Origin of the sequence: Myxococcus sp. CA040A (genome assembly GCF_013336725.1) — a bacterium.
Classification (GTDB): Bacteria; Myxococcota; Myxococcia; order Myxococcales; family Myxococcaceae; genus Myxococcus; species Myxococcus llanfairpwllgwyngyllgogerychwyrndrobwllllantysiliogogogochensis.
This window is the reverse complement of the sequence record NZ_JABUMR010000022.1, coordinates 47,134-58,476: the sequence shown is the minus strand read 5'-3', so window position 1 is coordinate 58,476 and position 11,343 is coordinate 47,134. Positions and strand designations below refer to the sequence as shown.

Below are 11,343 nucleotides of genomic sequence, written 5' to 3'. Positions count from 1 at the left end.
AGACTCGCCGTGCCCTCGCGCAACTCGGCGGGCGCATCGTGCTCCACTTCCTTCCGCCTTACTGCCCCGAGGGCAACCGCATCGAGCGGGTATGGCTGGACCTGCACGCCAATGTCACCCGCAATCATCGCTGCCGCACCATGGCCCGGCTCATGGTGCGGGTGCATGCCTACCTCGCTGCTCGCAACGCCCAACGCTCTGCCAGTCCATCCCTGCGCCGAGCCGACCTCAGGCGTGCCGTCTGAGGCCGTTCGAGAATCATGAACTCTGGTTTAGGTCTCTCCTCCCCCACCACAACTTGGCAAGCAGCGTGCGGGGTTTCCACAGCACTCCAGTCCTGCTGGGCAGCTGACAGTCTTTCCGCAGATGGCGGGCGCGTGATAGCCCTGCTCAACTTCAATGAGTTGCGTGTCTGAAGCGTTCTCGGTGCCTTCTTCGACGGGTCCACCACACCCAAACAACAGGCCAAGCGCCAACAGGCCACCAGTCATGAGCAGCTTCATGGTCCCCTCCGTTGCAGTGGTAATGCCGTGGCAGACGCTAGCACTCAGCGTGCTGGCTGGGAATGTGTGGGCCCGGCAGCGCTCGACGGGGCAGCCCGTCTGGCCGCTCCTGAACACCGGAGCGGGCCGATCAGTCCTTCTGCTGAAGGTACGCGGCGTCGAGGGCAAAGCGGGGTGCTGTCCTCTCGATTGCGCCAAGCGGACTGGTGCTCTCCATGAGCTGAGACGCGTCAGTCCGGAGAAGCGATGTCATGCCCTTGTCGCCTCCGGGCACAAACGTGATTTGTGAGCCCGAGGGCGTGACGAGTTTCAGAAGAAGTCCACCTGGAACAACAGCTCCGAAGAGAGCCTCCAGGTGCTTGGCTGGGTCGACATCGAGCGAGCTGACCGAGCCATTCTCCTGGCGCGTCCAGTAGCGTTGGTGGATGGGGTGCCATTTGAGTGAGTCCATTGGGTGCCTCCTTGAGTGGCTATGAGTCTACGCAGGTCGCCAAATTTGTCATTCTTGCCGCCGGGCGACGGGGCAGTGGACCGTCGGACCGGGTTACCAGTTACCACCCGTCACGAGGGTTTCGGCTCGCTGGCTTGTCGTCCGCAGCGCGCGTGCTATTGAGGTTGAGCATCCCCGACGCTCAAACCCGTTGCACAGGCGACTGCCTCGCCACAGGCGAGGTGCGTCTGACAATAAGTCATGACGAAATATCCGACACTCAATGGCCTTGCCGTAATGAGGGACGCCGCCGAGCAGGCCGTCGCCGCAGACCAACGCAATAGCCCACACTTGGCCGAGGTTCGGCCAACCGTGACGGTTGATGCCATCGACCTGCACAGCATCCTTCTCGACTGGCAGAGACTCGCAGACGCACACGACAAGGCGACGAAAATTCTGGAGGCCGAAAGGGTGGCCTCAAATCCCAGGGGCACGCCCACGGAGAGGGTGTTGGCGGCATTGTATGATGCGATGGAACATCAGGACTGAGCGGCCACTCCGGTGTCGCTCAAGCCACCGGAGTGGCCGTCACGCCTCCCCCGCGACTGCGGTGGCCATGAGTCCGACGAGCTTCGGGCCACTGAGCTTGCGCAGCTTCGCCGCGGGGACGAGAGCGCAGGCCTGGACGAAGGCCGCATGCTGGAGGGGCTCCGGGACTGGCGCATCCCATTCCAGCTTGCCGTACTCGGCGGTGATGTCTCGCGCGAGTGCGTAGAGCCCATCCGCGAATGAGGACTCACCGCTCACGCGGAGGGCGGCACAGAGTTCGTGGATGGCACCCACCAGCACGCGCGGGTCCCCGAGGCAGACGTCGAGGGGCTCGTCGTACTGGCGCGGCGGGTGGAAGTGGACGGTCATTGGCACAGCAGCCTTGGGCTCGCTCTGCTTGGAGCTCATGCCGGACCTCGGGGCCCCGGTGTCGTGGACTCGGGGAGAAGGGGGACCTGGGGCGCGGCTGAGCGCTCGAAGCGCGCGTGGAGCCACGCCATGCCCTGCGGCGTCACCATCGTCTGGCCGCGGTCATCCTGGACGATGCCTTCGGGCGTCTGGCGCTCGACGAGCCGCGCGCGGTTGACGAGGTATCCGCGCTCGACGAACTCGGCGTAGGGCAGGAGCCGGTTCTTGCGCTTCTGGCCCGGCTGCTGAGGCCGCCGGTAGCAGATGCCTTTGTCCACGAGGTAGGCGTTGAACTGCTTCGGGGGTATGCGGAGCGCCGTCGCAGCGTCCCGGAGGCACCTGTCTCCCTTCGCGGAGAGGTACGTCTGGGCGAGGTCGACGTGGGGCTGCTGGGCTTCGAGTTGCTGAGCCTGCTGGGCGTTCTCAGCGGAGAGCCGGAGCTTCTCCTTCTCGGAGACGAGGAGGGCCTCGAGCGATTCAATGTAGTTGGCGGGGAGCGCGGGCGTTGCCGGGACGAGGCGTCCGTCGATGTAGTCCTCGAGCACCTTGTAGACCTTGTACTCGAAGGGGGCTGAAATCCACGCTGCATACCGGAGGGCAACGAGCCGGCAGGCATACGTACCTCTGTTGGGGCCGCCGTTCACGACCTCCACCGGGGCACTCCGGGAATCTCCGGAGTGGATTTCGTCGACGAGCGCAGCGACGGATGCCGTGCGCAGGAAGTCACTGGGCTGGTGGCGCTTCTCCAGCCCAGCAGCCCGGTGCAGGTCGTTGAGGCTGTATCGGCCGTGGGCGTCCTGCTGGACCACCACGTCACCAACCTTGAGGGGACTTCGCAGACACGTCATGGGGGACCTCCGGGCCGCGAGGGGAAAGTCACTCCTCTCCGCCGTCTGCGCACGACGGAGAGGAGCGGCACCTGGTGGCATGGGGATGCCACTGGTGGCTTGAGGGATGGCACGCGCAGAGCCGTCCAAAACACATACGTGCTGCGGCGTCGGCGCGCAAGTCGCTGTGACTACAAGTCATGCGTGCGATTTTGCGCTGACCGCTCCTGGCGACTCCTGGCGGCTCTTGGCGAACCCTGGCGGACTCTGGCGATGCTCTGCGAATCTTTGCGCAAAATCACGGAGATTGAGTGAGTGGTTTTGCGCCGGTCCGCGCTGATTTGCGCCGGCCAACTGTCACGGCTTGGGGCTGGCCGTGACGGGCGTCGCGCTCCCGGACGTACCCCAGCGCGAAGAGTCCCTGTCCCTCGGCGTCGAGGCGCGGCGGGAGGGGCGTCGGGAGCGCGGCGACGAGCTCGGCCCGCGCGGCTACAAGCTCTCGACGGGCCCGTGCGTCGGGCGTCGCTCGCTCGAGGATGACTGGAAACGCCAAGGCTGGTGTGTGGGAGCACCGAACGTAGTGGCGCTCACTGAATCCGGACCCGCCGTCGAACTGCTCCAGGAGGGCGAAGAGACGCCCCAGGACGAAGGCGGCGGGGAGGGCGGCGCCAGGCGCGGCCCGAAGCGCGGTTGCAGCGGCGCCTCCCGTGCGGAGGAGACACGCGCGGATGAGCCCGGCCCGTGTCACGAGGTGGCTCGCGTCGTCGTCGTGGCGGGCCATTCTCCCCAGGGCCGTGGTGAGGACCATGGCGGGGAAGGGCTCTCCCGTGAGGATGCGCCGGGCAACGAGCGTGGCGAGGTCCGCCGTGAGCTTCTGGCCGCCGTTGCCTCCCAGCGCGAGGAGGAGAGACCAGACGGAGACGGGCCACGCCGGAGCGCCTCCGAGGCGCACCTCGTCGTGGAAGCGGTGGACGTTGCTGACGACGTCGGCGAGCTGGGCCTCCAGCATGTCGCGGACGCGGGCGCGGCCCTCCGCGCCGGAGAGCGTGGCCGCGAAGAGCCGCGCACCAGGTCGGAGCGGCGGGCCAGTTGGCGCTGGCATGGACTCCGCTCGGCGCTTGATCTCCGGCGGCGTCGGGTCCACCAGGGAGAGGAGCCGCTCCGCCTCCTCTGCGGGGCCGTCCGTCCACAGCACCAGCACCGTGTCCTCGGCGAGCCGGATTCCGTTCCTGTAGTGGCGCGCCTCCGACGAGTCCAGCAGGTGGTTCAACGCCAACACGTAGCCGAGCGCGGCCCGCTTTCCGATGGGAGCGTTGGCACCTTGCTCCAGGCCGTGCGACGAGGAGGCCGGAGCGCGGAAGGACACCAACCGCGCACCCATGCCACCCGTCCCGGGGATGCCCTTGACGGGCTCATGCACGCGGGCCAGTGGCCCAATCTCGCCCGTGACGCTGCACAGGCCGACGACTCCACCCGCGTCCTCCTGGGCCCCGCGTCGCTCCCACCACGCGCGGAGGGCCGGCACGTCGTGCACCAGCCCGGCGACGCCCTCGACGGCGAAGGCGAGCGTTTCCGCGCCCGTCCATTCGCGCTCGGCGAGCACGCGCGCCATGGCGGCGGAGTCCGCGAGGAAGCGCGCCACGGCCGTTGCCTCCACGGAGCCGGTAGCCTCGGCCGCTTCGCGCGCCAGCGCGGCGAAGGCGGCAACGCGCTCGTCCGCCCGCTCCGCGCGCCCCTTGCCCGCGGCGGTGTACCCGAGGACGTACTTCGCATTGTCCACCAGGAAGCCCGCGGCGATGTTCACCGAGCGCGGCGGCGGACGGGGAGCGCGCAGGTCCACGCCGTCCGGCCCTGTCGGCTGCACCGCGAGGAGCTGGCCCTCGGGGCTGAGACACAGGACGTAGTGGACGCGCCGGGTGGCGAAGCGGCCCTCTGCGAGGAGTCCGCGCGCCTCGGCGTAGGCGGTGAGGGAGGCGAGGAGCATGGGGCCGAGTGTTCAACCCGGGCCCGCTCCTCGCCATCACCCTCACGGACTGGGTGTGGTGGACTGGACGCTACTTCGTCGGCGCGAGCAGTGGCTCCAGCCGGGACGTCTCCTGCATGGGGGCGTCCGTGCCGCCCTCCCACCCTGTGTTTTCCCAGTTGTCCGCCGCCACCCCCAGCCCCTTGAGGCGCTGGTTGAGGCGGGTGGTGAAACTCGGCGGAACGTCGTCCGCGTCGACGCCGTCCTGGTAGGTGACGGAGACTTTCACCGGCTCGCCGTCCTCGACGAGGAGTTCCACCTTCCCCACAACTTCTGGCCAGTCGCCCTTGAGGACGTGCCACCCGTCGGCAGCGAGCCGCCGTCGGAGCCCCATCCACCTCTCCAACTCCTGGCGCGACGTGAGGCGCCATGCGGCCGGGGTTTCGTGCGTGGAGTGCGTCCGCTCCAGGGGCCAGCCCTGGTCCAACAAGTCCTGCCCCGTGCGCTGGGCGGTGCGGACGGACACGCCCGTGCGCTCGGCCATCTCCTCGGTGGTGTGGGGGCGCTCCACCAGCGCCCTCAACCATTCCCCGCCGTGCGCGACACGGGGGAGTCCGCTGTCGTCGTCGCTCACAGCGAGTCACCGAGCGGCCACCGGAGGCCGGCCTCGAGGATGACGGCGCGGTGTCCCTCGCCGCGCAGTCGATAGAGCACCTCCTGGCGCCCCATCTCGGCCTCAATCACAGCCTGGATGGGACACTGTGCCTGGGTGAGCAGCTCGGACGCCTGCCCGTCCGGCTCGTCGAAGAGGCCCCACTGGGCCCCGTCCCACTCCAACCGCCCTTGGGGTTTCCCGTTGGCCTGGACTTCCGCCCAGCCCCACGCGTCGAGCAGCGCAAGGGCGGCCCGGTGCGCCTTGCTCCCGGGGCCGAATCGCTCGCTGGCGCTCATGCGCGCGCCACCGGCGTCTTGCGGAACCACTCGAACATGTAGAGCTTGCCGGCGGGCCATTTGTCCAAGTAATCGCCGAGCGAGCGGCACCCGTTCACGCCGCTGACGAGTTCGCGGAAGGCGCGGAACGCCCCGTCGTGGGGCTCGACGTACCACTTCCAATGGGAGTCTCGCGGGCTCTCCCAGTGGTATGCGAAGGCGGCTGCGTATGCATGTCCTTGGACGCGGGCCTCCCGGGCCTCGGCTTCGGTGCAGGGGACGTAGCCGGACTCCACCATCTGCTTCGACATCTGGTCCTTGGTCATTGCGGTTCTCCTCGCCCCTCGCGGGGGCGTTTGGGTGAATCGCCCGAAGGCATCGGCCACGGTGGGCCGCGAGTGCTGCTGGTGAGAGAGATGCCAACCCGCCGGGAATCCCTCGCACTGACGGCTCACATCTCAGGATTCCCGCGCTACCTCGACACGGAGGTGGTCAGCATGTGCCTGCCGCCGAGACGACCACCAATGCTCAGGGTGGTCGTCGAGCAATGCCGCGACGGCCACGGCCATCTGTTGGCGAGGTCCACCCCGTTGGTCCAGGAGGACAACCCACCACATCGCATCCATGGACTCGCCTTGCTCCAGAATCGTCTGCAGGTCCGCGATAGGCCCCAGGACGTCCTCGACTGAGAGGGAGCCACGCCGCGCCCCGGTCTCCGCCAGCGATGCGATGAAGGCCCGGAGGGCTACCACTCGGCAGCGGCGCGCCCAGGCGACCAGGTGACCGTCGTTCCCAGCCAGGTCAGGCGCACGCACGCCCGTCGCCGTGATGGTGAACCCCGCCGCAGTCACGACAAGGCGTCCATCGCGTTCCAACTCATCGGCGAGAACTGCCTCGCTCTCCCCAGGGTGCGCCATGGCTAGTTCCGCCACTCCACGCCCGCCGCCCCGTGGACGCACACACCCTCGCGCCAGTTCTGCTCGAGGCGGTCCGCGCGGAAGAGTTCGACCTTGCCCCCGCCAGCGCCGCGCTGGACGCCGTCCATCCGCTTCTCGGCCTCGGTTCGCGCTTCAGCTTCCGTCACCTGGCCCAATTCTTCGGACTGCGGACGGCTGGACTGCGACTCCCAGATTTTCAGCGTGTAGTGGTGCATGACTCCCCCGTGTCTGTGCTGCGTGGTGGCGGGAGCGTGAGCCCTCCCGCGAGTGACCTACTCGTCCGCGCGCGCTGCGAACTCCGCCTCCATCAACGCCACTCCCTCGGCGTAGCCCAACTCGCGGAGCGCCGCGATGCGCGCCTCGTCCTCGTGCAGCCGCTGGCCGTCGAAGTAGACATCGAGGCCGTGGAGGCTTGGCTCAATGGTCAGCCGCTCGCACGGCGGGATGAGGATGACGGGCACCGCCGTGAGCTGCGCCACCAGCGCCGCCGCGTGCCGGTGGCTCCCCGTCAGCGCAACGCCGTCTCCGTCGCCGTAGTCCACCACCAGGAGGGGGCGCCCAACCCACCCGTCGGCGCGCATGGACTCCACCAGCGCGGCCAGCTTTGCGGCGTCGCGCACCTCATGGAGAGGGGTGATGCGCCGGGGGCTGAGGTCGACGGCGTTGTCCGAGAAGTCCACGGCGCACCCGTCGGCTGGCGCGGCAGGAGCGCCGCGTTGATGGACGTACTATGTGTCTGGCCAAGTCGCTCGTCAATAGATGACGAGCGATATTCTGGTGAGGGGTGATTGTCACCCAGCCCGCTGCGGGCTGCCGTACCCCTCCGGGGGTATGGCGTCAGGGCTCCAGACCCAGCTTGCGGTTGCTCCGCGTGCGTGCTGTCGGGCGTGCGGCGAGTGACACGGGAGACAGCCTGCCGTTGGGCGCCAGGCGGTAGAGTCGGGGCGTCGGGTCCAGGCAGTCAAAGCCGTGGGCGAGACAGGCGAGGACGCCAGGGCGCGGGCTGCGGCCTGGGTCGCCTACGTCGGGCGTGAGTGGCAATCCACATCCTGGGCAGCGTGGCTGTGTCGTCATGCCCAGGAGACGCGGGGCGGGCTGGTTGTTACGTCGCCCTCACGCGCTCGCGGGCGGCACGCGGGGCGGGGTGGCCGCGTCCTCACTGGCCCGGACGAGGTAGCCGATGAGCATCAGCGAGGCCACGCGGTCGAGCACCGCCTCTTTGACGTCCTCGGGCAGCATGGGCGCCAGCTCCTTGAGGATGCTGCCCGTGTACTCCTCGAGGACTCGGGGCAGCGCGGCGCCCGCGAGGCGTTCCACGAGGGCGTCAGCGGCCTCCTCGGACATGGTTTGAAACTGGGCCAGGAACTCGTCGGCGTGGTGTACGCGCTCGGCGTCGGTCATGGCCCGGAGGCTACACGAGGGACGCTGGGTCGCCAGTCGTCAGCGCCCGTCGCGGCGGTACAGGTAGAGGCGCGCGCGGAATGCGAGGTTCGCGCTGGCGCGGAACATCTCCAGCGCCTCCTGGCTCGGCGCCTTCTTCAACTCTGCCCACCAGTAGCAACACGAATCCACGTGCTCCTGGTAGGCGTCGGTGGCGTGGTCGCGGCCGTTGTCGTGCTGGTGCCGCACGCCGTACTTCGTCGCCCCGTGGCTGTCGCGCGAGCGTCCGTCCTCCGCGAGGAGTGCCCAGGCGATTGATGCGTCGCCCGTCTTGTACGACGACTGCTCGTCCATCCACTGGGCGACGCCCTCCCAGGTGGGCTCGGCTGCGCCCGGCACAGGCGGCGACTGAGGAAGTGGCTCACGGCCTGAAGTCCTCCGGGCGGACGGGGCAGGGCGCGCCCGAGGTGGAGGGCGGAGCGAAGCTGCGGAGCGCGGCCACGCCCGCGAGCGCGAGGACGGCCCCGGCCAAGACGAGGAGGGTGGACCTCATGCGGCCCTCCTCTTGGCGTTGCGCGGCGCCAGCTCGCCCTTGAGCAGCCGCAGCGCCCACCCGTCACCCCGCGGCTCCAGGTCCCGGGCGATGCCATGCACGTGGACGTGGGGCGCCCGGCGCTGGGCCCGCCAGAGGGTGTTGGTGGGGTAGACGTCGACGGTGCCGGTGGGTGTGCCGTCGGGGAGCAACACCGTCACCTGCATAGGCTTCGCGCTCATGAGCGAGTGCCCTCCAGAGCCTGCGACAGCGTGGCGATGGCCTCGCCCACCCGGCCCGTGTGCCCGTTGCGCAGGTGGCCGAGAGCCAGGCGCATGGCATCCACGAGGCGGGGGTACTCGCGGAGCTCGGCCTCGGGAGTAGCCGACACTTCGCCCTCGGACTCCAGTGACACGGCACGGATGACCGACGCGAGGTTTCTGAGTCCCACGTTCGCGACGATGCGCGCCGCCCGCTCGCGCATGGACTCGGCGGCCCTGTCGCGCTCGACCACAACGCGCTCCATGTGGTTGATGCGCATCTTCCGGCGGATGTCTTCCTGCTCCCTCTTCGCCTCGGCCAGCGCGCGGGCGATGGGATTTGCGCGGTGCCCGCCGTGCGCGTTCGGCAGCCACTCGTTGACGGCCGGCGTCCAGGTCTCCCACGTTCCATCCGCAAGCACGCGCACCCCGTCTCCGGTCCACACCACCTCGGGCGCGGCGGGCTCGGGCTCGGGCTTGGGGCGCTCGGGGATGGCGTAGGCGCGCGAGTCCACGCGCATGCGGCGGGCGACGGCAGGGCAGCGCGAGCACTTCACCTCCAGCCGCCCATCGCCCGGCAGGTCCGCGCCGCGCCCGTCCCAGTCGTGCTCGTCCTCGCACCACTTGAGCGCCGGCACCTCCGGCACGGGCGTCGGCTGACGGGGAATCAGCCGGACGAAGGGAGAGCCGGGGAACGTCTCGACGAGCGTCCCGGTGGGGACCTCCGCGCCGTGAAGCGGGTTCGTCGAACTCTCCGGAGCGGCCGGAGGGTTGGACAGGCGGAGGAGCACCTCGCGGGCGCCCCGGACGAAGGAAGCGGGTGCTGGCGCGGTGCCCCCCGTCACTCCGTTGCAGTCCTCCGCGATGTCCTCCACCACGCGCTCGACGTCAGCGCGGGTGATGACTTCTGGCACGGGGCCAGCGAGGAGGCGCTCCTTAATCTCCTTCGCCGCCGCCCACCCGCCGGCTGCGATGTGCAGCTCTCCTTCCTGCTCCTGCGTGCGCGCTGCGATAGGGGAGAGCCTCGCCTTCGTCTCCTCCGCGTCGGCTTGAATGCTCGCCACGACGGCCGCGACGGTGTCAGCGGTGAGCACCACCTCAGACGGCTTCTCCTCGCCACCTCCCGGCCCGGACGGGGGCGTGTCGAGGGCGAGCACTTCGGTCAGGACCGCAGACAGCCCCGTCCAGAAGGTGTCGGTGCCGGCGCGAGTCACGTCGCAGAAGAGCTTGAGCAGGACGCCCTTGTCCTTCACCCGCTCCACCGCCGCGCGGTACTTCGCGGCGTCCAGTCGGTTCGCCTCGCGCGTTCCAGCATCGGGGTCCCGGCACACATCCCCGTGCGTGTCGCAGGCCCAGTGGTCGCCACAGGCACACGCGATGGAGCGCCCAGTAGAGCAGCACCGCCCGCCCTTCGCGGCGTCGTAGGCGGCGAGCAGGGCTCGAATGTGCCCGATGCTCACGTCTTCCACGTAGTTGTCGGTGAGGTGGGCTGGCGAGGAGCCCGCGAGAGATTGCGCTGCCTGCGCGCGCAGGAAAGGGACGAACGGCCCCACCGCTTCCACCAGCGCGGGCGGGGTGTGGGTGGAAGGGAGACGACGGATGCGCTCAGCGAGCGACAACTCAACTCTGGGCGGCATCTCGTCGTCTCCCGAGTCCCGAGGCACGCCGCGCTCGTCGAGCACCTCGTGCGCCGCTTCTGCCGCGTTCACCTCCTGATTGATGGCGAGGATTTGCGCCTTGATGGTGTCCGCCACCCCCTGCGCCGGGGCGGGCGCGGGCGGTGCCATCAGCGAGCGTTGAGCGAAAGCGCAGACGCGGTCCAGCGCCTCCTGTGCTCCGATTGTCCCAGTGACACGACTCTGGATGGCCTGGATATCCGCGCGCAGCGCCCTGTGGTCGTAGCCCAGCGCCGGGGCGGGCGGGGGCGGGGACTTGTCGCGCAAGGTGCGCTCAGCCCAGTCCACGAGCGGGTGCGGTCCCTCCGCGTCCTCACCGTAGCTGGCGAGGTAGTCGTCCGCCTTCGTGCGGATGGCCGCCTCCAGCTCCTTCACGCGCGCCTCGGCGGTGTTGGCCCGTGCCACCACTCGCTCAACCGCATCCTTCGGCGTGTCGTCTGCCTCTAACCCTACCGCACCACTCACGGCGCGCATCTGTCCGCTGAGCTTCGCGTTCTCCCGCTCCAGCGTGGCGACGCGGGTCTCCAGGAGCCCCGTCAACTGGCGGTTGGTCGTGAGGCTCTCCTCCAGCCCCGGCACCTTGGCGGCCTCGTCGAGCGCGGTCCGCAGGCGCGCGAGGACGGCCACCAGGTGGGGGCTCGGCTCCGGCGCGCCAGCAGGCAGAGGGAGGTGAGCGGTGCCCAGGTAGGGGCACGCCGCCACGTAGTCCGCCGAGGCCTGGGCATCGAGCTTGGCGGCGCGCTCAGCTCCGGTCCGGAGGCGAGTGAGTGCGTCCCGCGCCTCATTGCCAGGGCAGCGGTCTCCGTGTGCCCCACCTTCGTGCTCGCACAGGGTCTCCAGTGCATCCAGCACGGCGACGGTCCGCTTCGACACTTCGTTCGTCGTCTCACACGTCACGTTGCACCTCGAGTACAGCGAGAGAGGAGCGGGCGGTCCGTGCTGCACCG

The 11,343-nt window shown here is 69.3% G+C and carries 16 protein-coding genes; 2 read left to right on the top strand and 14 right to left on the bottom strand.

Annotation, left to right across the window (positions count from 1 at the left end; genetic code table 11):
• The coding region (locus HUA75_RS45260; RefSeq protein ID WP_174488636.1) for a transposase at positions 1-245 on the top strand (245 nt) is incomplete at its 5' end.
• Between the two features lie 388 nt (positions 246-633).
• On the opposite strand, the gene HUA75_RS45255 is transcribed toward HUA75_RS45260, so the two are convergent.
• The gene (locus HUA75_RS45255) at positions 634-954 is read right to left on the bottom strand and encodes a hypothetical protein (protein ID WP_174490019.1); all 321 of its coding nucleotides are present in this window, start codon (positions 952-954) and stop codon (positions 634-636) included.
• A 240-nt stretch (positions 955-1,194) separates the two neighbouring features.
• On the opposite strand from HUA75_RS45255, the gene HUA75_RS45250 reads away from it, so the two are divergent.
• Positions 1,195-1,482, top strand: coding sequence for a hypothetical protein (locus HUA75_RS45250; RefSeq protein WP_174490018.1), 288 nt, complete (start codon positions 1,195-1,197; stop codon positions 1,480-1,482).
• Between the two features lie 39 nt (positions 1,483-1,521).
• Here the strand turns inward: HUA75_RS45250 and HUA75_RS45245 are convergent, their stop codons facing one another.
• The 13 genes from HUA75_RS45245 to HUA75_RS45190 form a co-directional block, all read right to left on the bottom strand.
• Positions 1,522-1,890 carry a hypothetical protein gene (locus HUA75_RS45245; RefSeq protein ID WP_174490017.1) on the bottom strand — a complete coding sequence of 123 codons (369 nt, stop codon included), beginning with the start codon at positions 1,888-1,890 and terminating at the stop codon, positions 1,522-1,524.
• On the bottom strand, positions 1,887-2,738 hold the full coding sequence (locus HUA75_RS45240) for a KilA-N domain-containing protein (protein ID WP_174490016.1): 852 nt from the start codon (positions 2,736-2,738) through the stop codon (positions 1,887-1,889). Before HUA75_RS45240 ends, HUA75_RS45245 begins: the two co-directional genes overlap by 4 nt.
• 277 nt (positions 2,739-3,015) lie before the next feature.
• A complete protein-coding gene (gene cas8c / locus HUA75_RS45235; RefSeq protein ID WP_174490015.1) occupies positions 3,016-4,701 on the bottom strand; it encodes a type I-C CRISPR-associated protein Cas8c/Csd1 in 1,686 nt (561 codons plus the stop codon).
• 70 nt (positions 4,702-4,771) lie between these two features.
• The gene (locus tag HUA75_RS45230) at positions 4,772-5,314 is read right to left on the bottom strand and encodes a hypothetical protein (protein WP_174490014.1); all 543 of its coding nucleotides are present in this window, start codon (positions 5,312-5,314) and stop codon (positions 4,772-4,774) included.
• Positions 5,311-5,631, bottom strand: coding sequence for a hypothetical protein (locus tag HUA75_RS45225; RefSeq protein WP_174490013.1), 321 nt, complete (start codon positions 5,629-5,631; stop codon positions 5,311-5,313). The genes HUA75_RS45230 and HUA75_RS45225 overlap by 4 nt, the downstream gene beginning before the upstream one ends.
• Entirely contained in the window at positions 5,628-5,936 is a 309-nt protein-coding gene (locus HUA75_RS45220) for a hypothetical protein (RefSeq protein WP_174490012.1), read from the bottom strand. Before HUA75_RS45220 ends, HUA75_RS45225 begins: the two co-directional genes overlap by 4 nt.
• Before the next feature lie 593 nt (positions 5,937-6,529).
• Positions 6,530-6,763, bottom strand: coding sequence for a hypothetical protein (locus tag HUA75_RS45215; protein ID WP_174490011.1), 234 nt, complete (start codon positions 6,761-6,763; stop codon positions 6,530-6,532).
• Between the two features lie 57 nt (positions 6,764-6,820).
• On the bottom strand, positions 6,821-7,228 hold the full coding sequence (locus HUA75_RS45210; protein ID WP_174490010.1) for a ParB N-terminal domain-containing protein: 408 nt from the start codon (positions 7,226-7,228) through the stop codon (positions 6,821-6,823).
• 433 nt (positions 7,229-7,661) lie between these two features.
• Entirely contained in the window at positions 7,662-7,949 is a 288-nt protein-coding gene (locus tag HUA75_RS45205; RefSeq protein WP_174490009.1) for a hypothetical protein, read from the bottom strand.
• A gap of 39 nt (positions 7,950-7,988) precedes the next feature.
• Entirely contained in the window at positions 7,989-8,282 is a 294-nt protein-coding gene (locus HUA75_RS45200) for a hypothetical protein (protein WP_217446576.1), read from the bottom strand.
• 67 nt (positions 8,283-8,349) lie between these two features.
• The gene (locus tag HUA75_RS47650; RefSeq protein ID WP_256433588.1) at positions 8,350-8,481 is read right to left on the bottom strand and encodes a hypothetical protein; all 132 of its coding nucleotides are present in this window, start codon (positions 8,479-8,481) and stop codon (positions 8,350-8,352) included.
• Entirely contained in the window at positions 8,478-8,702 is a 225-nt protein-coding gene (locus tag HUA75_RS45195; protein WP_174490007.1) for a hypothetical protein, read from the bottom strand. Before HUA75_RS45195 ends, HUA75_RS47650 begins: the two co-directional genes overlap by 4 nt.
• Positions 8,699-11,293 carry a hypothetical protein gene (locus tag HUA75_RS45190; protein WP_174490006.1) on the bottom strand — a complete coding sequence of 865 codons (2,595 nt, stop codon included), beginning with the start codon at positions 11,291-11,293 and terminating at the stop codon, positions 8,699-8,701. Before HUA75_RS45190 ends, HUA75_RS45195 begins: the two co-directional genes overlap by 4 nt.
• Between the last annotated feature and the right edge of the window lie 50 nt (positions 11,294-11,343).